Raw genomic sequence first — 22,365 nt, forward strand, 5'->3', positions numbered from 1 at the left:
TGATGCGGGCGGGAAACGCCCACTATCCCAGAGCCTGCCGGCAGGCGGCAACGCTGCCGCCGGCACGGATCGTTACGACTGCCGCGGCTTGAGGTTCTGCACCTTATAGAAGGTGTGATCGCCGATGGTGGCCACCTGGTAGGCATTGCGCCAGTTCGGGCTGGCGATGGACAGCGCGGCGAAGTGGCTGGCACCGGGCACGATCTCGCGGCGCTCGCCGGCCGGCAGCGCCCAGTTGCGCTCGGCGTCGAAGGCCACGTTCATGGCCTCGCTCCAGGCCGCGTCGTTGCCCAGCTGGGTGCCGGGGGAGACGATGGTCGGTGCGAACTGCTTGCGTGCGGTGACCACCTGGCACATCGAATCACCCCACAGGCCGCTGTCGAGGCGGCGCAGCGCAACCTCGGCGACGGCCTGCTGGCCGCGCAGGGTCTGGTCGCGGGCTTCCAGGTAAACGGTGGTGCTCAAACACAGTGAATCAGCGGCCGGCTGAGGCAACAACTGCGACAGCCAGAGAATCCAGGCCAGTTTCATATAACTCCTTGCTCCGTATGGGTCGCACTCTCCGGTTCCGGCCGCGGGGGCGACAGAAGGCGGGGTACGACTTGGCGTCATGGGGAGGCGGCCATCGGGGCCGCCCCGTGGGCAGCCCCAAAAGAAACGACCAGTACCGGTCGTGGGGGCTGCGCCGGCTCACCGGAAACTGGCTGGTGAGCGGAAAGATGGCGCAAGGTAGGGGGGCGTAGCCGAACGCATCGTGAACCGCTCGGCTTGACATTCAGGTTCGCCGGGGGTGACGGAAATCACATTCCGTCCCCCATTCATCCACAGGTCAAAGCGCGGCGGCGACCCGGCTGCCCTGGTCGATGGCGCGCTTGGCGTCGAGTTCTGCGGCCACGTCGGCGCCGCCGATCAGTTGCGCGCTGATGCCGGCGGCCTGCAGTTCGGCCTGCAGCGCGCGGTTGGGTTCCTGCCCGGCGCAGATCACCACATGGTCGACCGGCAACAGCTGTTCGCTGCCGTCCACGCGGATGCGCAGGCCCGCGTCGTCCACGCCCAGGTACTCGACGCCACCGAGCATGCGCACGCCCTTGGCCTTCAGCGTGGCGCGGTGGATCCAGCCGGTGGTCTTGCCCAGTCGTGCGCCGGGCTTGCCCGGGCTGCGCTGCAGCAGCCACAGCCGGCGCGGCGAGGCCTCGACCTGCGGCCGGGCCAGCGAGCCACGGGCCTCGAACGTACTGTCCACGCCCCATTCGGCCATCCAGCGCTGCGGGTCCAGCGAGGGCGACTCACCGGCGTGGCTGAGGAACTCGCCGACATCGAAGCCGATGCCGCCGGCGCCGATGATCGCCGCACTGGCGCCCACTTCGACCCGGCCCAGCAGCACGTCCAGATAGCTGACCACCTTGGCGTGGTCGGCACCGGGGAAATCGACCCTGCGCGGCGTGATGCCGGTGGCCAGCACCACCTCGTCGAAGCCGGCCAGGTGGGAGGCGTCCGCGCGGGTGCCGAGGCGCAGCTGCACGCCGGTCTCCTGAAGCGTGTGGCGGAAGTAGCGCAGGGTCTCGTGGAACTCTTCCTTGCCGGGGATGCGCTTGGCGACGTTGAACTGGCCACCGATCTCGTCGCTGGCATCGAACAGGGTGACCTGGTGGCCGCGCTGGGCGGCGACGGTGGCACAGGCCAGGCCGGCCGGGCCGGCGCCGACCACGGCAACCTTCTTCGGCGTGGCGGCCGGGCGATAGACCAGCTCGGTCTCGTGCGCGGCGCGCGGGTTGACCAGGCAGCTGGCCAGCTTGTTCTCGAACACGTGGTCCAGGCAGGCCTGGTTGCAGGCGATGCAGGTGTTGATCGCCTCGGCGCGGCCGGCGCGGGCCTTGTTCGGCCACTGCGGGTCGGCCAGCAGCGGGCGTGCCAGCGACACCATGTCGGCGCCGCCATCGGCGAGGATGCGTTCGGCGACCTCGGGCATGTTGATGCGGTTGGTCGCTACCAGCGGCAGCGCCACGTGCGGCTTCAGCTTGGCGGTGACGCCGGCGAAGGCCGCGCGCGGTACCGAGGTGGCAATCGTCGGGATACGCGCTTCGTGCCAGCCGATACCGGAATTGATGATCGTCGCGCCGGCGGCCTCGATGGCCTGCGCCTGTCGCACGATCTCTTCCCAGTTGCTGCCGTCTTCCACCAGGTCGACCAGCGACAGGCGGTAGATGATGATGAAGTCCGGGCCACAGGCTTCGCGGATGCGGCGCACGATCTCGACCGCGAAGCGTATGCGCTGGCGCGCGTCGCCGCCCCAGGCATCGGTGCGCTTGTTGGTGCGCGGTGCGATGAACTCATTGATGAGATAGCCCTCCGAGCCCATCACTTCCACGCCGTCGTAGCCGGCCTCGCGGGCCAGCTTCGCGCTGCGCGCGTAGTCGGCGATGTGGCGCTCGACGCCGCTGGCCGACAGCGCGCGCGGGGTGAACGGGTTGATCGGTGCCTTCAGCTTCGACGGTGCCACCGACAAGGGGTGGTAGGCATAGCGGCCGGCATGCAGCAGCTGCAGGCAGATCTTCGCGCCATGCTGGTGCGCGGCGGCGGTCAGTTGGCGGTGCGGCCGCACTTCCCAGGGCCAGGACAGCTTGCCGCCGAACGGCTTCAGCCAGCCGACCACGTTCGGTGCGAAGCCGCCGGTGACGATCAGGCCGACGCCGCCCTCGGCGCGTTCGGCGAAGTAGGCCGCCAGCCGCGGGAAGTCGCGGGCGCGATCCTCCAGGCCGGTGTGCATCGAGCCCATCAATACGCGGTTGCGCAACTGGGTGAAGCCCAGGTCCAGCGGGGCGAACAGATGGGGATAGGCGCTTTCGTTGGCTGGCGACATGGTCGATACGCTTGCGTACGGAAGCGCGAAGCGTGCCGCGAAACGGCGGCCGGGGCAAGGGTTGCTGGATGGCGCCGATGACGGCGCCCCCGAACTCCGGGGCGGTCGTGCCGGCCGCTGGCCGGGTACGGGGCAGCTCAGGGTGATTGCGGTTGCCGGGCAGCGGCCGGCACGACTGGAGCGGGGCGACCGATCCCGAACCAGCCCAGGGTCACCCCGCACAGCGGGCCGATCAGCAGGGCGAAGGCGAGGGTGCCGAGGCCGACGTTGCCGCCCAGCCACCAGCCCAGCAGCAGGACGCTGCCTTCGATCAAACTGCGCACCTTCCAGATCGGCCAGCCGGTGCGGGCATGCAGGCCGGTCATCAGGCCATCGCGTGGACCCGGGCCGAGGCGGGCGCCGATGTACAGGCCGGTGGCCAGGGCCACCAGCAGCATGCCCGCGCAGAACATCGCCAGCTGCCAGCCAAGGCCGACGGCCGGCGGCAGCAGCCACAGCCCGAACTGCGCCGAGGGACCGATCAGCATCACGTTGAGCACGGTGCCCACGCCCGGCTTCTGGCGCAGCGGCCACCACAGCAGCAGCACCAGCGCGCCGATCACGTTGGTCGCCAGGCCGAACGACAGTGGGGTCTGCGCAGCGATGCCCTGCGACAGGACATCCCAGGGCGCCACGCCGATCGCGGCACGGATCATCAGCGAAGCACCGAAGCCGTACAGGAACAGGCCAGTGATCAGTTGCAACAGGCGCAGGGGCAGGGCGGTGGGCATGGCGGGCTCGGGGGAGGGGGAATCTGTTTCCACCGTATCCCTGATTTCCTTGATGCCATAGATACAGATTCAAGCCAATCCGGCGCTACAGGCGGCGCCGAACCTGCATGCGGGCGGTTGTGCAGGTCCGAGCCCGTGCTCTGCGGGTGGCGGCAGGCACAGCAGCCGAGCGTGGGCCCGGCTTTACATCACCGCGTCAGTCGTCCCAGCCGACCAGCGCCAGCTTGCCCACCGTGTGCCCGCTGGCCAGGCGCTGATGCGCGATGTCCAGGTTGGCTGCGTTGATCGTGCCCAGCGTCTCACTGAGCGTGCCGCGCAGCTGGCCGGCATCGATCATGCTGGCGGCGCGGCTGAGGATGCGGTGCTGTTCGATACGGTCGGCGGTGGCAAAGCGCGAGCGCGCGAACATGAATTCCCAGTGGATGCCAATGCACTTGGCCTTGTACGGATCGCCGATGCGCAGCGCGCCACGCGGCTCCACGATCAGTCCGACATGACCCTGCGGTGCCAGCAGCTGGCCCAGCTCGTCCCAGTAGTGGTCGGTGTCGGCCAGGTTGAGCGCAACCTGCACCGCAGCGATGCCCAGCGCCTGCAACTGGGGTTGCAGTGGCTGCCGATGGTCGATCACGTGCGTGGCCCCCATCTGCCGGCACCACTCGATCGAGGCCTCGCGCGAGGCGGTGGTGATCACCTCGAAACCGGCGTGGCGGGCGAGCTGGATCGCCATCGAGCCCACGCCGCCCGCACCGCCGATCACCAGCAGGTGCTGGCCACCATGGCGGCGGTCGTCCAGATGCAGGGGCATGCGCTGGAACAGCAGCTCCCACGCGGTCAGCGTGGTCAGGGGCAGCGCGGCGGCTTCGGCGAAATCGAGCGTGGTCGGCTTGCGGGCGACCAGCCGTTCGTCCACCCATTGGTACTGCGCATTGCAGCCCGGGCGGGTGACGTCGCCGGCGAAGTAGACCTCGTCGCCGGAGGCAAACAGGCTGGCCTCATCGCCGATGGCTTCAACGACGCCGGCGGCGTCCCAGCCGAGCACCCGCGGCGTCTCCAGCGCTGCCGGATCGGTGGCGGCCCGCTGCTTGGCGTCGACCGGGTTGACCGAGACCGCTTCGATCCGGACCAGCAGGTCCCGGCCGCGTGGAGGCAGCGGCGGCGGCAGCAGGACATCACGCAGGGCAGGGGCGTATTCACGACTCAGGGCGACGGCTTTCATCACGGCTCCGGCTGGGTTCGTGACCCCATCATAAGGTTCCTCACGTTTCCGCAAACGCGCTGAACCGTGTGATGCGGCGCGTTGCGCAATATGTCGCATTCGACACTTAAACCCCGTCAAACCCTTGCAGTGCGTGGGTCTTGCGGATTTTCATCATCCTGTATAGGGTTTCAACGTCGGACCGGTGGCCGGTCGGGCGCAACACTTCACATGTTACGGGACTGTTAACATGGCCTTCACCCGCCTGAGCATAATGTTCGCGGCGGTGGCGTGCTGAATCGGCTGTCGTACATCGATGCACTAGTGCTGGCCCATGCCTCTACCGGTTTCATACCCCCGAAATAGGAGCTGTACTCAATGAACAAGAAGATCCTTACTGCCGCGCTGCTGGGCGGCCTGGCTTTCGCCCAGGCAGCTTCGGCGCAGGAGTTCGATGACCGCTGGTACCTGACCGGTTCGGCCGGCTTCAACTTCCAGGACAGCGACCGTCTGACCAATGACGCTCCGTTCGTGACCCTGGGCCTGGGTAAGTTCATCAGCCCGAACTGGTCGCTGGACGGTGAGCTGAACTACCAGAACCCGAACTTCGACAGCAACCAGGACCTGAACTGGTCGCAGTACGGCGTCTCGCTGGACCTGCGTCGCCACTTCATCAAGGAAGGCCGCGGCTGGAACCCGTACATCGTCGGTGGCCTGGGCTACCAGAAGTCGGAAGAAGAGTACGCTGCGATCGACAACAACGGTCCGCGCCAGCGTAAGGACGGCAACCTGGCCGCCAAGCTGGGCGTCGGCCTGCAGACCACCTTTGAGAAGCGCGTGGCTGTCCGCGCCGAAGTGGCCTACCGCGCTGACTTCGACGACCAGAGCGTCGCTGCACGCGACGAAAGCTGGTTCGGCGACGTGCTGGCTTCGGTCGGCGTCGTGATCCCGCTGGGCCCGGCTCCGGTCGCGGCTGCTCCGGCTCCGGCTCCGGTTGCCCCGAGCTGCGCCGACCTGGATGACGACGGTGACGGCGTCAACAACTGCGACGACAAGTGCCCGAACTCGCAGCCGGGTCAGACCATCGGTCCGGACGGTTGCCCGGTTCCGGTCTCCATCGACCTGAAGGGCGTCAACTTCGACTTCGACAAGTCGAACCTGCGTCCGGACGCCGTGGCGATCCTGAGCGAAGCCACCGAGATCCTGAAGCGTTACCCGGATCTGCGCGTTGAAGTTGCCGGTCACACCGACTCGAAGGGTACCGACGCTTACAACCAGAAGCTGTCGGAGCGTCGCGCCACCGCCGTGTACAACTACCTGACCAAGAACGGCGTCGACGCCGGTCGCCTGGTCGGCCCGATCGGCTACGGCGAGAGCCGTCCGATTGCTCCGAACACCAACCCGGATGGTTCGGACAACCCGGAAGGTCGCGCCAAGAACCGTCGTACCGAGCTGAACGTCCAGAACTAAGTTCTGACGCTCTGCCAGTAGGACACAGCAGGACCCGGCTTCGGCCGGGTCTTGTTGTTTCTGCCGCCGGGAAACCGGCCTGGGGGGCGGGGGAATCGCCGTTCGTCGGGATTTTGCCCGTAAATCCAATGAGTTGCCGTATTCATTGAAAGTGGCGCTTGAAAGCTGACGCGGCATTGCTAAACTCGCCGCGTCACTTCCTTCCGTGGATGCCCCTCATGCTGCGCTCTGCATCGGCCGCCGTTCTGGCGCTGGCCCTGGTTCCCGCCGCCCACGCCGCGGTTGATTGCTCGGTCAACACCAGCGCCTCGCCGCTGCCGTTGCCGGCCACGACCATCGCGCCGGTGGCCGACGAGCTGTACATCCGTGGCAACCAGCTGGGCATGCCGGCCGGCGTGCTGAGCAGCAACTACGATCCGTCGCAGTCGCTGGACCAGGTGCTTCAGCGCCTGCGCATCGATGGCTGCCAGAACATCGCCAAGGCCATCCCGAGCGCGCCGGCGGTGAAGCCGAACGATCCGGCGGCCTACAAGCCGCAGACCGAGTTCGACAATACGCCGTGGCGCTTCGACATGAGCCAGAACGGCAAGCGCATGACCGCCGAAGAATTCGACGCCTGGATGAAGGCGCGCGGTGTGCGCGTGGTCAAGGCGCGCCCGGCCCCGGCCGCCACTCCGGCTGCGGCCGAAGCACCGGCTGAGACCAAGCCGGTCGACAAGAAGTAAGCGCCGCGGGGAGCAGAGGCTTGCGCACGCGCCGCCCACCTGCCACCCCCGCCGCCCGCTCCCACGCACCGCGTGGGCGTGCGGCGCCGAACGTCTCCAGCGGTGCGCGTCATGGCCTGGCGCGCGTGCTGTCCAAGGCCGGCGTGTGCTCGCGCAGCGAGGCCGCGCGCTGGATCGCCGAAGGCCGGGTGCGCGTGTCCGGCCGCGTCGTGCGTGATCCCGAGTTCCCGATCGGACAGCCTGCGCCGCCGATCGAGGTCGATGGCCAGCCGATGGCTGCGCCGCAGCGCCTGTACCTGATGCTCAACAAGCCGCGCGGGGTCGTGACCACGGCGCAGGACGAGCGTGGCCGTGACACGGTGTACCGCTGTTTTGATGGCGCCGGCCTGCCCTGGATTGCACCGGTCGGGCGCCTGGACAAGGCCAGCGAAGGGTTGCTGCTGTTCAGCAACGATCCGCAGTGGGCCGCGCGCCTGACCGACCCGCAGACCGGGCCGGACAAGACCTACCACGTGCAGGTGGATGGCCTGCCCGATGCCGCCACCCTGGCGGCATTGCAGGCCGGGGTGGAGGACGAGGGCGAGTTCCTCGCTGCCCGCGCCGTGCACGTGCTGCGCCGTGGCGACAAGACCGCATGGCTGGAAGTGGTCCTCGACGAGGGCCGCAACCGCCATATCCGCCGCCTGTTGGCGGCTTTCGACCTGCAGGTGCTGCGCCTGGTCCGGGTCGCGATCGGTGGGCTGCTGCTCGGCGATCTCGGCAAGGGCCAGTGGCGGGTGCTGGAGGTCAGCGACCAGCAGCGGCTGGGGGCCGCTGCACCGGGCTGATCACCGCCCGCGGCCGGCAGTTGCCGGCCACCGTTCCAGGCGTAGGGGGCGCCTGGTTGCTGAATTTCCCGAACGGAGCCTGCCCATGTACCACCCGACCCTCAATCAAACCCTGCGCTGCGCAGGCCTGCTGCTGCCGATGCTGCTGCTGACCGCCTGTGGCGGCCACAAGAAGGTGGCCAAGGCGGAAACGCCGGCCGAAACCCCGGTGGTGGAAGTGAAGACCCCGGAGCTGGATGGTCGCGGCAGCTACCGCTTCCTGATGAGCAACGGCGACAAGAAGATGACCGCCGATGAGTTCGATGCCTGGATGAAGGCCAACGGCATCCGCGTCGCCAAGGGCAACGGCCAGGACGCCGCCGCCAAGCCGGTGGTGGTGGCCAGCAAGGACGAGCCGAAGGGCAAGAAGAAAAAGAAGTGACGCCTGGGGTGGGGTGATGGGGCCAGGGCCCTTTCCTGTGGAAAGAGACCCGGCCCCGGCGTGATCAGCCCTTGATCACGCCCAGCTCGACACCAATGCGGGTGAACGCATCGATCGCGCGATCCAGGTGCTCGCGGCTGTGCGCGGCGCTGATCTGGGTCCGGATGCGGGCCTGTCCCTTGGGCACCACCGGGAAGAAGAAGCCGATCGCGTAGATGCCTTCCTCGAGCAGGCGCTCGGCGAACTTCTGCGCCAGCGGTGCGTCGTACAGCATGACCGGGCTGATCGGATGCACGCCCGGCTTCACGTCGAAGCCGGCGGCGGTCATCTTCTCGCGGAAGTAGGCGGTGTTGTCGGCCAGCGTGCTGCGCAGGTCGTCGGCGGCCGCCAGCATTTCGAACGCCTTGATGCCGGCAGCCACCACGTGCGGCGGCAGCGAGTTGGAGAACAGGTACGGGCGCGAGCGCTGGCGCAGCAGTTCGATCACCTCGGCACTGGCGCAGGTGAAGCCGCCCAGTGCGCCGCCCATGGCCTTGCCCAGGGTGCCGGTGATGATGTCGATCCTGTCCAGCACGCCCTTCACTTCGGCCGAGCCACGACCGGTGGCACCGAGGAAGCCGGTGGCATGGCATTCGTCGATGTGCACCAGCGCGTTGTACTTCTTCGCCAGCGCGGTGATCTCGTCCAGCGGTGCGATGAAGCCATCCATCGAGAACACGCCGTCGGTGGTGATCAGCTTGGTCTTGCAGCCGGCGGCATCGGCGGCCTGCAGCTGGGCTTCCAGGTCGGCCATGTCGCAGTTGGCGTAGCGGAAGCGCTTGGCCTTGCACAGGCGCACGCCGTCGATGATCGACGCATGGTTGAGTGCATCGGAAATGATGGCGTCGTTCTCGCCGAGCAGCGGCTCGAACAGGCCGCCGTTGGCATCGAAGCAGGCCGCGTACAGGATGGTGTCCTGCTTGCCGAAGAAGTCGGCGATCTGCTTTTCCAGCTGCTTGTGCAGGTCCTGGGTGCCGCAGATGAAGCGCACTGACGCCATGCCGAAGCCATGGGTGTCCAGCGCGTCCTTGGCGGCCTGGATCAGGTCCGGGTGGTCGGCCAGGCCCAGGTAGTTGTTGGCACAGAAGTTCAGCACCTGGCGGCCGTCATCGAGGGTGATCTCGGCCGACTGCGGGCTGGTGATGATCCGCTCGGACTTGAACAGGCCCTGGGCGCGGATGGCGTCCAGTTCCTCGGCATAGTGGCGGGTCAGGGCGGAGGAGGCGTCGGTCATGGCGTGGGCACGGCTCTGCACGGGAAACCGCCGATTCTACCGGGCAACGAGGTTCGCCGACCGCGGCGGGCAGGGCACCGCCATGGCAGGCACATGTTGCAATGCAGTAACAAATGGTTAAATATTCGTGAACCGTGCCTGTCTGGCATCGGCTTCACTGCTGCCCCCTTCCCGCCCCCCGCCCCCGGAGACGCTCATGAAGCACGCCCATGCCTGCCTCGCCATTGCCGCCGCCCTGACCCTTGCGCCGTTCGCGGCCAGTGCCCAGGAGACCGAATCGCCGTACAGCTGTAACGTCACTGCGGTGTCGGACTACCTGTTCCGTGGTGTGTCGCAGACCGACGAGAAGCCGACCCTGCAGGCGGGCTTCACCTACACCTCGCCGGTCGGCCTGTATGCCGGTGTCTGGGGTTCGGGCGTGGACTTCGGTCCGGGCGACCCGAGCACCGAGATCGACTACCAGATCGGTTACGGCGTGGACGTCACTCCGCGCGTCAACTTCGACGTGCTGCTGAACCGCTACACCTACCTGGGTGCCAGCGACCTGAACTACAACGAGCTGATCACCACCACCACGCTGGACGAGACCTACAAGCTGACCGTGGCCTACACCAACGACCAGTGGAACAGCGGCACCGATGGCTGGTACTACGGCGTCGGCGGCCAGTGGGGCCTGCCGCAGGAGTTCACCCTCAGTGCCAACGTCGGCCGCAGCAGCTTCGAGAAGGGCCTGGCCAAGGACTACACCGACTGGAACGTCGGCGTCAGCCGCCAGTTCGGCCTGTTCAATGTCGGCCTCGGCTACTACGGCACCGACAGCAACGGGCGCGAAAACTCGGGCAAGCTGGCGCACAGCCGCGTGCTGCTGACCGTGGCCGTCGGCAAGTAACGCCGCAGGCGTTACCGGTAGTGCCGGCCGCTGGCCGGCAACACCAGAAAAAGGCGCCCATCGGGCGCCTTTTTCAATTTCATGGTGTGCCGAGCAAGCTCGGCACCCACCATTCGTGCGCGGAACCGAGGATCAATTCCAGCTGAGCACGACCTTGCCGGCCTTGCCTTCTTCCATCAGGTCGAAGCCCTTCTGGAACTCGTCGATCGACAGCTGGTGGGTCATCACCTTGCCGAGCGGGAAACCGGACAGCACCAGCTGGGTCATCTTGTACCAGGTCTCGTACATCTTGCGGCCGTAGATACCCTGCACGGTCAGGCCCTTGAAGATGATCTTGTCCCAGTCGCAGCCGGCGCCCTTGGGCATGATGCCGAGCATGGCGATCTTGCCGCCGTGGTACATGCAGTCGAGCATGTCGTTGAACGCACGCGGGTTGCCGCTCATTTCCAGGCCCACGTCGAAGCCCTCCATGTGCAGCTCCTTCATCACGTCCTTCAGCGACTGGTTGGCGACGTTGACCACGCGGGTGGCGCCCATGTCGGCGGCCAGCTTCAGGCGGAAATCGTTGACGTCGGTCACCACCACGTTGCGCGCACCGATGTGCTTGCAGATGCCGGCGGCAATGATGCCGATCGGGCCGGCGCCGGTGATCAGCACGTCTTCACCGATCACGTCGAATTCCAGTGCGCAGTGTGCGGCGTTGCCATACGGGTCGAAGAACGCGGCCAGCTCCGACGGGATCTGGTCCGGGATCGGCCACAGGTTGCTGGCCGGCATCACCATGTATTCGGCGAAGGCGCCATTGACGTTGACACCGATGCCGACGGTGTTCGGGCACAGGTGCGGGCGGCCACCACGGCAGTTGCGGCAATGGCCGCACACGATGTGGCCTTCGGCCGAAACGCGCTGGCCGATCTCATAACCGGTCACTGCCGAGCCGAGCGCGGCGATGCGGCCGACGAACTCGTGGCCGATGGTCAGGCCCGGCTTGATGGTGCGCTGGCTCCATTCGTCCCACAGGTAGATGTGCAGGTCGGTACCGCAGATCGCGGTCTTCTCCAGCTTGATCAGGACCTCGTTCGGGCCGGGGGTCGGCACCGGAACTTCTTCCAGCCAGATGCCCTTGGCTGCTTCGCGCTTGACCAGGGCCTTCATCGTTTGCTGCGCCATCGGGGTGGAACTCATCAGGGGGAAAGCGCGGATTATAGGGTGCCGGACGGAATTCCCATGTTGCGCTGCGGGTGCTTTGGCGGAACGAAAGGCGTGCGCCGGCGGGCGTTTCGAACGTACTGCAAACAGCAGCGCCTCCTTGATTCCGGGGGAGGGGGCGTGGTCACCCTGGCCGGGACACGCAAAAGCCCATCCATGGTGCTCGATGGCGCCATCCATGGCGCCAACGGTCCCGGCCAGGGTGGCCACGCCCCCTCAGGACGATTCCATGTGCGCGGCCGACGTGCGCATGGCAGAGCAAGAAGCAGGCCCATGACTTCCGGGGTTCGGGCCGGGGCAGGGCGGCGGGCTACAATCGAGGGTTCCACTACCAGGGGCCGCTCCATGCGCTCGAACCTGCTTGCATTTTCCATCGTCGCCAGCCTCGGCCTGGCCCAGGTCGCCCATGCCGCTGAAGGCATGTGGGTGCCGCAGCAGCTGCCGGAAATCGCCGGCCCGCTGCAGAAGGCCGGCCTGAAGCTGTCCCCGGAACAGCTGTCCAACCTGACCGGCGACCCGATGGGCGCGGTCGTCGCCCTCGGCGGCTGCACCGCCAGCTTCGTCTCGCCGCAGGGCCTGGTGGTCACCAACCACCATTGCGCGTATGGCGCCATCCAGCTGAATTCGACCGCGCAGAAGAACCTGATCAAGGACGGCTTCAATGCGCCGACCCTGAAGGACGAACTGAGCGCCGGCCCGAACGCCCGCGTGTTCGTGCTCGACCAGATCACCGACGTCACCGCCCAGGCCAAGGCCGCCATCGCCGCTGCCGGCAACGACCCGCTGGCCCGCAGCCGCGCGCTGGACGCCTTCGACAAGGCCCAGGTTGCCGCCTGTGAAGCCGATGCCGGTTTCCGCTGCCGCCTGTACAGCTTCTCCGGCGGCAACACCTACCGCCTGTTCCGCAACATGGAAATCAAGGACGTGCGCCTGGTCTATGCGCCCCCGGGCAGCGTCGGCAAGTTCGGCGGCGACGTCGACAACTGGATGTGGCCACGCCACACCGGCGATTTCTCGTTCTACCGCGCCTACGTCGGCAAGGACGGCAAGCCGGCCGCCTTCGCCGCCGACAACGTGCCGTACCAGCCCAAGCACTTCCTGAAGTTCGCCGACCAGCCGCTGGGCGCCGACGACTTCGTGATGGTGGCCGGCTACCCGGGCCGCACCAACCGCTACGCACTGGCCGGCGAGTTCAACGAGACCGCCAGTTTCACCTACCCGACCATCGCCAAGCACTACAACGCGGTGCTGAAGATGATCGCCGACGCCGGCAAGGCCGACGCCGACGTCAAGGTGAAGTACGCCGCCACTGCCGCCAGCATGAACAACGTGGCCAAGAACTACCTGGGCCAGCTGGAAGGCTTCAAGCGCATCGACGCCGCTGGCCAGAAGCAGGCCGAGGAAGCCGCCGTGCTGGCATGGCTGAAGAAGCAGGGCGCGGCCGGCAAGCCGGCGCTGGCCGCACACGCGCAGCTGGTCAAGCACCTGGACACCAGCAAGGCCACCCGCGAGCGTGACCTGTTCGTCGGCCAGTTCAACAATACCTCGGCCGTGGGCGCAGCGATCACCCTGTACCGCCTGTCGATCGAGCGCAGCAAGCCCGATGCCGAACGCGAAGCCGGTTACCAGGAACGTGACCTGACCACCATCGAAGGCGGCCTGAAGCAGATGGACCGCCGCTACGTGGCGAAGATGGACCAGCAGCTGCAGGCCTACTGGCTGGAGCAGTACGTGGCCCTGCCGGCCGCGCAGCGCGACAATGAAGTGCTGAACAAGTGGCTGGCCGGCAGCGATGCCGCTGCGGTGAAGTCGCTGGTGGCCAAGCTGTCGGGCACCGAGCTGGGCAGCCTGGATGCACGCCTGAAGTGGTTCAAGGCCGACCGTGCCGCGTTTGAAGCCAGCAGCGATCCGGCCATCCAGTACGCCGTGGCTGTCATGCCGGCACTGCTGAAGCAGGAAGAGCAGAAGAAGATCCGCGAAGGCGAGTCGCTGACCGCGCGCCCGCTGTACCTGCAGGCCGTGGCCGACTACAAGAAGAGCCAGGGTGAATTCGTCTACCCGGACGCCAACCTGTCGCTGCGCATCACCTTCGGCAACGTCATGGGGTATGGCAAGGACGGCGTGAAGTACACCCCGTTCACCACCCTGGAAGGCGTGGCAGCGAAGGAAACCGGTGAAGATCCGTTCGATTCGCCGAAGGCGCTGCTCGATGCGGTCAAGGCCAAGCGTTACGGCGGCCTGGAAGACAAGCGCATTGGTTCGGTGCCGGTGAACTTCCTGTCCAACCTGGACATCACCGGCGGCAACTCGGGTTCGCCGGTGCTGGATGCCAACGGCAAGCTGGTCGGCCTGGCCTTCGATGGCAACTGGGAATCGGTCAGCTCCAACTGGGTATTCGACCCGGTGATGACCCGCATGATCGCCGTCGACAGCCGCTACATGCAGTGGATCATGCAGGAAGTGGCGCCGGCGCCGCAGCTGTTGAAGGAACTGAACCTGGCCAAGTGAGGTAGTGCCGGTCGCTGGCCGGCAACGCCTGCAGACACTGCCGGGCGGTGCATCCGCGCATGGCGTGGATCTGCTGCCCGGCGCGCCGTCCGCGATTCCGAAACCCCGCGACCCACGTCGCGGGGTTTTTTCATGCCCGGCCCGGCCCGGCGCGCCGAACAGGTATCATCCCTGTTCCGCGCACTTCACAGGATGTGAACGAAACGCGGAACTTCCTCCCCCAGGACCCCTTGCACGCATGCGCATCCTGCTTGCCCGCCACGGCGAAACGCCGTGGAACGCCGAAGGCCGCTACCAGGGCCAGATCGACATCCCGCTTTCGCCGATCGGCGAAGCCCAGGCCCAGGCCCTCGGCGCGCGCCTGGCCTCGGTGGACATCACCCGTGCCGTCGCCTCGCCGCTGTCACGCGCGCAGCGCACCGCGCAGCTGGCGCTCGGCGCCGCCCGTGCCGGGATGCTGCAGACCGAACCGGAACTGCAGGAAATCGCCCACGGCGAATGGGAAGGGCTGCTGGCCAGTGAGATCCATGAGAAGGATCCCTCACGCCTGAAAGCGTGGCGCGAGGAACCGGATACCGTGCTGATGCCCGGCGGCGAGTCGCTGCGCCTGGTGCTGGAGCGCAGCTGGCGCGGCCTGGCCCGCGCCACCGAAGGCCTTGGTGAGCACGACACCCTGCTGGTGGTCGCCCACGACGCGGTGAACCGCGTGATCCTGTGCAAGGTGCTGGGGCTGCCGATTTCCCGGCTGTGGACCTTCCGCCAGGCACCGACCACGCTCAACCTGCTCGAAGGCGCCGACCTGGACAGCCTGGAAGTGGTGCGCCTGAACGACTGCGCCCACCACACGCCATTCTTCGGCGAAGCCAAGCATCGCGCTCTCTGATCCATCCCCCTGCATCAACTGCTTCTGCTGGAACCGCTGCCGTGACGAACACCCCGACCACCCTGGCCGACTGGCTGGACTACATTGAACGCCAGCATCCGGCGAGCATCGACATGGGCCTGGAGCGCGTGCGCGCCGTGGCCACGACGATGGGCCTGGGGGCGCCGGCCAAGCGCACCATCGTGGTCGGTGGCACCAACGGCAAGGGCTCGACCGTGGCCTTCATCGAAGCCATTGCACGCGCCGCCGGCTGGAAGGTCGGCGCGTACACCTCGCCGCACCTGCTGCGCTACAACGAGCGCGTGCGCATCGACGGCCAGGACGTGGACGATGCGGCGCTGGTCGCTGCGTTCAATGCGGTCGAGGCCGCGCGTGGCCAGACCACGCTGACCTATTTCGAGTACGGCACGCTGGCCGCCCTGCACCTGTTCGCCGACGCCGGGCTGGACCTGGCGGTGCTGGAAGTGGGCCTGGGCGGTCGCCTGGATGCGGTCAACATCGTCGACGCCGACGTGGCGGTGATCACCACCGTGGACATCGACCATGCCGAGTGGCTGGGCGAGGACCGCGAAGCGATCGGCACCGAGAAGGCCGGCATCATCCGTGGCTGGAAACCGGTGATCCTGGGTGAAACCGACCCGCCGTCGAGCGTGCTGCGCCGCGCCTACCTGGTCGGCGCCAATGCGATCCGCGGCGGCAGCGATTACTTCTACGAGCCGATCGATGCCCAGCGCTGGCGCTGGCGCGATGTCGGCCTGCGCATGGAACTGCCGACCCCGGCCCTGGCCGGCCCGATCCAGCTGGCCAACGCCGGTGCCGCCATCGCCGCGCTGCGCGCGCTGGACAAGCCGGTGCCGCGTGCGGCGTGGGCGGCCGGTATAGCGGCGGCGCGGATCTCCGGCCGCCTGCAGGCGTTCGAGCGCGACGGTGTGCAGATCCGCGTCGATGTCGGCCACAACCCGCAGGCCGCCGGTCAGCTGGCACGCGCATTGAAGGCCGATGTGTCGGCCGGGCGCACGCTGGCGGTGTACGCCGCGCTGCAGGACAAGGACGCGGCGGGCGTGGTGCAGGCGCTGCAGGACGTCGTGGGCGCGTGGACGTTGGCCGGCCTGGACGGCCCGCGTGGGCAGAGCGCGGCGCAGCTGCAGGCGCGCCTGGCCGGCACCGCAGCCGCCGGTGCGCAGCTGGCCGGTTCCGTCGAACAGGCACTGGCCCAGGTCCTGGCCGAGGCCGGGCGCGGCGACCGCGTCCTGGTCTTCGGCTCGTTCCATACCGCTGCGGCCGCGCTGCGCTGGCTGCAGGGCGCCGCCTGATCCGCGTTCAGCCAATGCCGACGCCGGCCGGTCCGGCACCCGTATAATCGACGGCAATCTCCGGACCGTTGCCTGCCTCACGTGGATACGCCTCTGAAACAGCGTCTGATTGGTGCCATCGTGCTGGTGGCGCTGGCCGTGATTTTCCTGCCGATGCTGGTCAAGGGTCCGGCACCGGACAGTGGCGTGGCCTCGGTGCCGATCGCCGCGCCGGATGCGCCGGCCGATGGCCAGTTCGAGACCCGCGAGCTGCCGCTGGTCGCCCCGGCCGGTGGCGCCACCGGGCTGCAGACCGGGCAGGCCAAGCCACTGCAGGAAGCGGCCGCGCCGGCCACGCCGCCGACCGTGGACACCTCCCCGGCCGTTGCCGCGGGCAACTTCGCGGTCACCTTTGGCGCATACGGCAGCAAGGCCGACGCCGATGCGGTGATCGCCTACCTGCAGCGCTCGCAGCTGCCGGGCTTCGCAGAAGCGACCACCATCAGCGGGCGCCAGGCGTGGCGCGTGCGCGTCGGGCCGTATGCCGACCGTGCCCAGGCCGAGGCCGCCCGCCTGCAGGCAGTGAAGATCCGCGCCGACGTGAAGGCCGAAGTCATCACGCTGGATGCGGCCGCAGGCAACAGTGCCGCGGTCGCTGCCACACCGGCACCGGCGGCCAGCACACCGGCCGCAGCGACCAGCCCGTCGGCCACCAGCAACCCGGTGCGCAGCGAAAGCCTGCCGCCGAGCACGGCGACCGTGGCCACGCCTCCGGCCACCAAGCCGGAGCCGGCCAAGCCGGCGCCGAAGCCTGAGGCCCCGAAGCCTGAGGCCAAGCCGGAAGCGAAGCCGGAGGCCACCGCCAGCAAGCCGGCCACGGCGCCGGCCACGCCGGCCGCACCGGCGGCCAGTGGCGTCGGCTTCGCCGTGCAGCTGGGCGCATTCGGCCAGGCCAGCGATGCCGCTGCGCTGCGCGACAAGGTCCGTGCCGCCGGCTTCAGTGCGTTCGTCGAGCAGGTGCGCACCGAAAAGGGCACCCTGCATCGCGTCCGCGTGGGTCCGGTGGCCAACCGCGCGGATGCCGAACAGCTGAAGGCGCAGGTCGCTGCCAAGGTCGGCGTCGCCGGCATGGTCCGACCGCACCCATGACCGACGCGCAGGCCCGTTGCCAGCGCCGCCGAAGGAGCGGGGCGCCATGATCGACGTGGTGCTGCTCATCGTGATCGCCGCCTCGACCCTGTTGGGGATGCTGCGCGGCTTTGTTGGCATCGTCATCGGCACGCTGTCGTGGCTGCTGGCCGCATGGGCGGCCTTCGCCTTCGGCAACGACGCCGCGCGCTGGTGGGCGGCCCCGGCCGCGCCCGGCGGCGAGCACTTCGTCGGCGGCTACCTGGGCGTGGGCATCGGCGTGATGATCGTGGTCGCGGTGATCGGCATGGTCATCAAGGCGATGATCCACCGCAGCATGCTGACCAGCCTGGACCGCCTGCTGGGCGGCGTGCTGGGCGCCGTGCGCGGCGGCCTGATCGCGGCGATCCTGGTATTGCTGGCGGGTTTCACGCCGCTGACCGCCGAGCCGTCCTGGAAGCGTTCGGCGGTACGCCCGGTGCTGAATCCGGCCGTGGCTTGGATGAACGGCAAGCTGCCGCACTGGCAGGTGCCCGGCGCCGATATGCTGCCCAAGGCCTTGCCCACCGACATGCTGTCCCCATCTGCACTGATGGAGTTGGGGAAGAACGCGGGCGCCGGGTTGGGAAAGCCGGGCGAGGCAGGCGATAATGGCATCCTCAACCAGGTAGTGGCGGGCGGCGGATGGCTGCGGCCCGCGAAAGCGGAACAGGGCGATGCATACGATCCGGCCGAAGTGCGCCCGGACGCCCCAGCACTGCCGGACAGTATCGAGCCGGGCGATCCGGCCAACGTCGACCGCAGGCGCGGCGACCACCGCGGCCAGGTACGGCCACCTTCCTTGTAACTGGGCACAACCCAGCGGAGACCTCGCACCATGTGTGGCATCGTCGGAATCGTCGGCAACCAGAACGTCGCCGGGCAGTTGTATGACGGCTTGACCGTTCTCCAGCACCGCGGCCAGGACGCGGCGGGCATCGCCACCGCCAGTGGCAGCCGCCTGCGCGTGCAGAAGGCCACCGGGCTGGTCCGCGATGTGTTCGACGCCCGCACCATGTCCACCCTGGAAGGCAGCGTCGGCATCGCCCACGTGCGTTACCCGACCGCGGGCTCGGAAGGCATGGACGAGGCACAGCCGTTCTACGTCAATTCGCCGTACGGCATCGCGCTGGCCCACAACGGCAACCTGATCAACACCGAGGCGCTGCGCCAGCAGGTGTTCGAACAGGACCGCCGCAACGTCAACACCGATTCGGACAGCGAAGTGCTGCTGAACGTGTTCGCCTACGAACTGGAGCAGCAGCGCCAGCTCAGCCCGGAAGCCGCGATCCGCGCGGTGGCCGGCGTGCATCGGCGCTGCAAGGGCGGCTATGCGGTGGTCAGCGTGGTGCTGGGCCTGGGCCTGGTCGCCTTCCGCGACCCGCATGGCATCCGTCCGCTGGTGCTGGGCAAGCGCAGCCATGTCGAGGGCGACGAGTACATCGTGGCGTCCGAGTCGGCCGCGCTGGACGTGCTGGGCTTCCAGCGCGTGCGTGACGTGCAGCCGGGCGAAGCGCTGGTGATCACTGCACGCGGCGAGCTGTTCTCGGAGATCTGCGCCGAGCCGGTCGAGCACACTCCGTGCATCTTCGAGTACGTGTACTTCGCGCGCCCGGACTCGATGATCGACAACGTCTCGGTGCACAAGGCGCGCATGCGCATGGGCATCAAGCTCGGCGAGAAGATCCTGCGCCTGCGCCCGGACCACGACATCGACACCATCATCCCGATCCCGGATACCTCGCGCGACGCCGCGCTGGAGATTTCCAACGTGCTCGGGGTGAAGTACCGCGAAGGCTTCATCAAGAACCGCTACATCGGCCGCACCTTCATCATGCCGGGGCAGGGGGAACGCGTGAAGTCGGTGCGCCGCAAGCTCAACCCGATCCACCTGGAGTTCCGCAACCGCGTGGTGCTGCTGGTGGACGACTCGATCGTGCGTGGCACCACCAGCCAGCAGATCGTGCAGATGGCCCGTGATGCCGGCGCGCGCAAGGTCTATCTGGCCAGCGCGGCACCGCCGGTGCGCTATCCCAACATCTACGGCATCGACATGCCGGCGGCTGAAGAGCTGGTCGCGCACAACCGCAGCGTGGAAGAGATCGAAGCCCACCTGGGGTGCGACTGGCTGATCTACCAGGACATCGAGGACATGGAAGCGGCGGTGAGCGAGGGCAACCCGGCGCTGCGCAGTTTCGATTCGTCCTGCTTCAACGGCCACTACCCGACCGGTATCGAGCCAGGCTACTTCGAGCGCATCCAGCAGCTGCGTTCGGACGATGCCAAGCACAAGCGCCGCGCCTGAGGTCCAGGCGTGGTCGCGGTGCCCGATGCCGGAGGTGACCTGCTGCGCGCGGCGCAGCAGTGCCTGGCCGAGGCCGACCCGCTGCGCAAGGTCGCGCTGACCCAGGCCTATGCCGCCGCGTTCCGTGCCGGCCGCCTGAAGGTGGCCGCCGATGCGCCGCCGCCGGAACCGATCCGCATGCCCGGCCGGCCGGCGCAGCTGGTGCTGGTGCATCCGCGCGACGTGCCGCGGCGTGGACTGGGCGGCGTGGAAGGGCGAGCGGCCTTCATCCACGCCATCGCCCACATCGAACTCAATGCGATCGACCTGGCCTGGGACGCGGTGTACCGCTTCCGCGGTCTGCCAGCGGCGTTCCATGCCGACTGGGTCAGCTGTGCCGACGACGAATCACGGCACTTCATGCTGCTGCGCGAGCGCCTGCAGGCGCACGGCCACGACTACGCTGATTTCCCCGCGCACAACGGCCTGTGGGAAATGTGCGAAAAGACCGCGCATGACGGCCTGGCGCGCATGGCGCTGGTCCCGCGCGTGCTGGAAGCGCGCGGCCTGGACGTCACCCCGGGCATGATCGAGAAGCTGCGCAACGTCGGTGATGGCGAAACCGCCGACGTACTGGAAGTGATCCTGCGCGAGGAAGTGGCGCATGTTGCCGCCGGTTCGCGCTGGTACCGCTGGTACTGCGACCGCGCCGGCGTTGAACCGCGTGCACGGTTCAAGGCGCTGCTGGTGGAATACGCCGGCGGCTACCTGCACGGGCCGTTCAACATCGAAGCGCGCCTGCTGGCCGGCTTCGACGCCGATGAGCTGGCCAACCTGGTCGAACAGGCCGGTTGAAGAAAAGGGGACGGAGGGAATTAAGTCGTTTGTGGCACAAACGACTTAATTCCCTCCGTCCCCTTTTTCATGCGTTGGGCAGCACCACGCGCTTGCCATCCACGGTGGGCCGGTTGATGTAGAACAGGCCGGGGCCGGGCCGATACGGCAGCTCGCTGACACCGGCGTCGGCGGCATAGGTCAGGGCGGTGTCGCCCAGCGCGTCGAAATTCCAGTGCGCCGACTGCATCAGGTAGCGGCGCCGCAACAGTGCCTCCTGGGGCTGGGTCAACGCCTGGCCGGCCACCAGCCGCCGTGCGATCGGTTGAAGGGCCGACGGCAGTTCCCAGCCGGGAACCCCGGCAGCGCTGGCGCGCCAGGTCACGCCGGCATCGATGGCATGCTGCTGCATCACCTGGAGCGCGATCAGCTGGTAGCGCCAGTCGATGCGCCGCCGCAGTACCACGGCGGCCGTCACGTACAGCACCGGTGACAGCAGCACGCTGCGGCTGCCGGCGCGGCGCTGCTGCTGCCACTGGTGCCAGACATCCACCCACACTTCCTTTTCGTCCACGCCCAGCTGCTGCCGCCAGCGCTCGGCGTCGGCCTGTGCCTCGGCGTAGGCGGTGGTCGCCTGCAGGACCGCCAGCGCTGGCGTCTGGTAGTCGGCCACGCCCGCGCGGCGCAGCATCTGCCGGCGCGGACGGCTGAGCAGTTTGGGCCCTTCGTCGAGCTGGTTGTAGCCGCCGCCGATGTTGGCGTGCGCGCCAGGCAGCGCGATCTCGGCAAAGGGCGGCGCGACGCTGGTGAGCGGATAGTGCTGGCGGTGCTCGTCGCGCGCACACAGCTGCAGCACCTGCCTGGCAACGCCGGGCCGCAGCGCGACGCGGGGCTGTTCATCGGCACGCCCGCCGTTGACCGCCACCACGGTGTCGAACAGGCCGATGAAGCGCAGCACCGGATCGGCGCGATCGAAGTCCGCAGTGCACGCCAGGCCGGCGCCCTGCAGCAGCTGGCGCCAGTGCGCGCCATCCCAGGCCTGCACCTGGTTGGCAACGTCACGCGCGGCCGCTGCACCGCGCGAGAAGCCGAACAGATCCAGCTGCACGCGTCGCAGCGGCTGCCGCCAGCGTGCCGCGAGCGCGCTCAGCGCAGCCGGCAGCAGCACCTGCAGTGCACGCTGCACTTTGGCACGCACACCGCTGGCGCCGATGCCGAACGCCAGTCCGATCAGATCGTCGTCGGCGTCATCGCGGGTGCCGACACCTTCGACGTAGATCGACAACGAGGGAGAAGCGGAGGTGCCGGTGCGGCTGTCCGGGTACAGCTGCTGCAGGCGCGCGATGTTGGTCGGCCCGTTGTCGTAGCTGCTGGTCAGCCGGCTCTGGTAGGTCGAATCGTCATCCGCACGCAGCTGCGCCGGGCGCGGCTGGGGCGGCCGTGGTCGGCCACGCGCCAGGTTGTGTGCGTTGTTGCGGGTGCCATCGAAGAACAGGCCGATCCGCAGCAAGCCGACATCTTCGTCCGTGTCCTGCGAGGGTGCCATGTGTATTTCCCGTGGTGGCCGCGTCACGGTAGCGCGAAAGCGGTGTATTGGCGAAGTGTAGTGACGCTTTTGACCTGACTGAACGCAGCTGCGGTGGATCACAAATCCTGACTTTCATTCCTCGCGCCTATTGAATTCACGCGACCCGCGCAGGCCATATGGCCAAACCCGGCAAACCGGGTCGTGCTGCATCAACGCTGTTCACATCATTC

19 protein-coding genes are annotated in these 22,365 nt (G+C 67.9%); 12 read left to right on the forward strand and 7 right to left on the reverse strand.

Annotated elements, in window-relative coordinates; genetic code table 11:
* Window positions 1-72 precede the first annotated feature (72 nt).
* The 4 genes from LRM18_RS09470 to LRM18_RS09485 form a co-directional block, all read right to left on the reverse strand.
* Complete coding sequence (locus LRM18_RS09470; RefSeq protein ID WP_004154513.1) at window positions 73-531, reverse strand: cell wall hydrolase; 459 nt, start codon at window positions 529-531, stop codon at window positions 73-75.
* A gap of 298 nt (window positions 532-829) precedes the next feature.
* Window positions 830-2,860 carry an NADPH-dependent 2,4-dienoyl-CoA reductase gene (locus LRM18_RS09475; RefSeq protein WP_270953922.1) on the reverse strand — a complete coding sequence of 677 codons (2,031 nt, stop codon included), beginning with the start codon at window positions 2,858-2,860 and terminating at the stop codon, window positions 830-832.
* Between the two features lie 137 nt (window positions 2,861-2,997).
* The gene (locus tag LRM18_RS09480) at window positions 2,998-3,630 is read right to left on the reverse strand and encodes a membrane protein (RefSeq protein ID WP_064237731.1); all 633 of its coding nucleotides are present in this window, start codon (window positions 3,628-3,630) and stop codon (window positions 2,998-3,000) included.
* Window positions 3,631-3,826: 196 nt separating this feature from the next.
* Complete coding sequence (locus tag LRM18_RS09485) at window positions 3,827-4,846, reverse strand: zinc-binding alcohol dehydrogenase family protein (RefSeq protein ID WP_270953925.1); 1,020 nt, start codon at window positions 4,844-4,846, stop codon at window positions 3,827-3,829.
* A gap of 357 nt (window positions 4,847-5,203) precedes the next feature.
* Between LRM18_RS09485 and LRM18_RS09490 the strand changes: the two genes are divergently transcribed.
* The 4 genes from LRM18_RS09490 to LRM18_RS09505 all read left to right on the forward strand — a co-directional run bounded on the left by LRM18_RS09490 (window position 5,204) and on the right by LRM18_RS09505 (window position 8,268).
* A complete protein-coding gene (locus tag LRM18_RS09490; protein ID WP_049468332.1) occupies window positions 5,204-6,295 on the forward strand; it encodes an OmpA family protein in 1,092 nt (363 codons plus the stop codon).
* 218 nt (window positions 6,296-6,513) lie between these two features.
* Window positions 6,514-7,020: a hypothetical protein gene (locus LRM18_RS09495; RefSeq protein ID WP_049468334.1), complete on the forward strand. Its 507-nt coding sequence runs from the start codon at window positions 6,514-6,516 to the stop codon at window positions 7,018-7,020.
* A 20-nt stretch (window positions 7,021-7,040) separates the two neighbouring features.
* On the forward strand, window positions 7,041-7,847 hold the full coding sequence (locus LRM18_RS09500; protein ID WP_064237733.1) for a pseudouridine synthase: 807 nt from the start codon (window positions 7,041-7,043) through the stop codon (window positions 7,845-7,847).
* Between the two features lie 85 nt (window positions 7,848-7,932).
* On the forward strand, window positions 7,933-8,268 hold the full coding sequence (locus LRM18_RS09505) for a hypothetical protein (protein ID WP_053506573.1): 336 nt from the start codon (window positions 7,933-7,935) through the stop codon (window positions 8,266-8,268).
* A gap of 64 nt (window positions 8,269-8,332) precedes the next feature.
* On the opposite strand, the gene kbl is transcribed toward LRM18_RS09505, so the two are convergent.
* On the reverse strand, window positions 8,333-9,541 hold the full coding sequence (kbl, locus tag LRM18_RS09510; protein ID WP_049468337.1) for a glycine C-acetyltransferase: 1,209 nt from the start codon (window positions 9,539-9,541) through the stop codon (window positions 8,333-8,335).
* 196 nt (window positions 9,542-9,737) lie between these two features.
* Here kbl and LRM18_RS09515 point away from each other — a divergent pair, with 196 nt between their 5' ends.
* Window positions 9,738-10,430, forward strand: coding sequence for a TorF family putative porin (locus tag LRM18_RS09515; RefSeq protein ID WP_270953931.1), 693 nt, complete (start codon window positions 9,738-9,740; stop codon window positions 10,428-10,430).
* Between the two features lie 132 nt (window positions 10,431-10,562).
* Here LRM18_RS09515 and tdh read toward each other — a convergent pair whose 3' ends face one another.
* Window positions 10,563-11,585, reverse strand: a complete 1,023-nt coding sequence (tdh, locus tag LRM18_RS09520) for an L-threonine 3-dehydrogenase (protein WP_049468340.1) — start codon at window positions 11,583-11,585, stop codon at window positions 10,563-10,565.
* 399 nt (window positions 11,586-11,984) lie between these two features.
* Here tdh and LRM18_RS09525 point away from each other — a divergent pair, with 399 nt between their 5' ends.
* From LRM18_RS09525 to LRM18_RS09555, 7 genes are all read left to right on the forward strand, one after another.
* The gene (locus LRM18_RS09525; protein WP_053462263.1) at window positions 11,985-14,147 is read left to right on the forward strand and encodes a S46 family peptidase; all 2,163 of its coding nucleotides are present in this window, start codon (window positions 11,985-11,987) and stop codon (window positions 14,145-14,147) included.
* Window positions 14,148-14,385: 238 nt separating this feature from the next.
* A complete protein-coding gene (locus tag LRM18_RS09530; protein WP_049465896.1) occupies window positions 14,386-15,030 on the forward strand; it encodes a histidine phosphatase family protein in 645 nt (214 codons plus the stop codon).
* Between the two features lie 41 nt (window positions 15,031-15,071).
* Window positions 15,072-16,343: a bifunctional tetrahydrofolate synthase/dihydrofolate synthase gene (gene folC / locus LRM18_RS09535; protein WP_270953934.1), complete on the forward strand. Its 1,272-nt coding sequence runs from the start codon at window positions 15,072-15,074 to the stop codon at window positions 16,341-16,343.
* 81 nt (window positions 16,344-16,424) lie between these two features.
* A complete protein-coding gene (locus LRM18_RS09540; RefSeq protein WP_270953936.1) occupies window positions 16,425-17,471 on the forward strand; it encodes an SPOR domain-containing protein in 1,047 nt (348 codons plus the stop codon).
* Window positions 17,472-17,517: 46 nt separating this feature from the next.
* Complete coding sequence (locus LRM18_RS09545; RefSeq protein WP_057495134.1) at window positions 17,518-18,297, forward strand: CvpA family protein; 780 nt, start codon at window positions 17,518-17,520, stop codon at window positions 18,295-18,297.
* Window positions 18,298-18,327: 30 nt separating this feature from the next.
* On the forward strand, window positions 18,328-19,794 hold the full coding sequence (purF, locus tag LRM18_RS09550; protein ID WP_270953939.1) for an amidophosphoribosyltransferase: 1,467 nt from the start codon (window positions 18,328-18,330) through the stop codon (window positions 19,792-19,794).
* A gap of 9 nt (window positions 19,795-19,803) precedes the next feature.
* On the forward strand, window positions 19,804-20,628 hold the full coding sequence (locus LRM18_RS09555) for a ferritin-like domain-containing protein (RefSeq protein WP_103283140.1): 825 nt from the start codon (window positions 19,804-19,806) through the stop codon (window positions 20,626-20,628).
* 67 nt (window positions 20,629-20,695) lie between these two features.
* Here the strand turns inward: LRM18_RS09555 and LRM18_RS09560 are convergent, their stop codons facing one another.
* The gene (locus LRM18_RS09560) at window positions 20,696-22,153 is read right to left on the reverse strand and encodes a DUF2235 domain-containing protein (RefSeq protein ID WP_270953942.1); all 1,458 of its coding nucleotides are present in this window, start codon (window positions 22,151-22,153) and stop codon (window positions 20,696-20,698) included.
* Between the last annotated feature and the right edge of the window lie 212 nt (window positions 22,154-22,365).

The organism is Stenotrophomonas sp. PI_27 (assembly GCF_027854495.1).
Lineage (GTDB): Bacteria > Pseudomonadota > Gammaproteobacteria > Xanthomonadales > Xanthomonadaceae > Stenotrophomonas > Stenotrophomonas pavanii.

Excerpts from the sequence above, each read along its gene's own strand:
- LRM18_RS09470 (WP_004154513.1), bottom strand. The coding sequence starts at position 531 with ATGAAACTGGCCTGGATTCTCTGGCTGTCGCAGTTGTTGCCTCAGCCG.
- LRM18_RS09475 (WP_270953922.1), bottom strand. The coding sequence starts at position 2,860 with ATGTCGCCAGCCAACGAAAGCGCCTATCCCCATCTGTTCGCCCCGCTG.
- LRM18_RS09480 (WP_064237731.1), bottom strand. The coding sequence starts at position 3,630 with ATGCCCACCGCCCTGCCCCTGCGCCTGTTGCAACTGATCACTGGCCTG.
- LRM18_RS09485 (WP_270953925.1), bottom strand. The coding sequence starts at position 4,846 with ATGAAAGCCGTCGCCCTGAGTCGTGAATACGCCCCTGCCCTGCGTGAT.
- LRM18_RS09490 (WP_049468332.1), top strand. The coding sequence starts at position 5,204 with ATGAACAAGAAGATCCTTACTGCCGCGCTGCTGGGCGGCCTGGCTTTC.
- LRM18_RS09495 (WP_049468334.1), top strand. The coding sequence starts at position 6,514 with ATGCTGCGCTCTGCATCGGCCGCCGTTCTGGCGCTGGCCCTGGTTCCC.
- LRM18_RS09505 (WP_053506573.1), top strand. The coding sequence starts at position 7,933 with ATGTACCACCCGACCCTCAATCAAACCCTGCGCTGCGCAGGCCTGCTG.
- kbl (WP_049468337.1), bottom strand. The coding sequence starts at position 9,541 with ATGACCGACGCCTCCTCCGCCCTGACCCGCCACTATGCCGAGGAACTG.
- LRM18_RS09515 (WP_270953931.1), top strand. The coding sequence starts at position 9,738 with ATGAAGCACGCCCATGCCTGCCTCGCCATTGCCGCCGCCCTGACCCTT.
- tdh (WP_049468340.1), bottom strand. The coding sequence starts at position 11,585 with ATGAAGGCCCTGGTCAAGCGCGAAGCAGCCAAGGGCATCTGGCTGGAA.
- LRM18_RS09525 (WP_053462263.1), top strand. The coding sequence starts at position 11,985 with ATGCGCTCGAACCTGCTTGCATTTTCCATCGTCGCCAGCCTCGGCCTG.
- LRM18_RS09530 (WP_049465896.1), top strand. The coding sequence starts at position 14,386 with ATGCGCATCCTGCTTGCCCGCCACGGCGAAACGCCGTGGAACGCCGAA.
- LRM18_RS09545 (WP_057495134.1), top strand. The coding sequence starts at position 17,518 with ATGATCGACGTGGTGCTGCTCATCGTGATCGCCGCCTCGACCCTGTTG.
- purF (WP_270953939.1), top strand. The coding sequence starts at position 18,328 with ATGTGTGGCATCGTCGGAATCGTCGGCAACCAGAACGTCGCCGGGCAG.
- LRM18_RS09560 (WP_270953942.1), bottom strand. The coding sequence starts at position 22,153 with ATGGCACCCTCGCAGGACACGGACGAAGATGTCGGCTTGCTGCGGATC.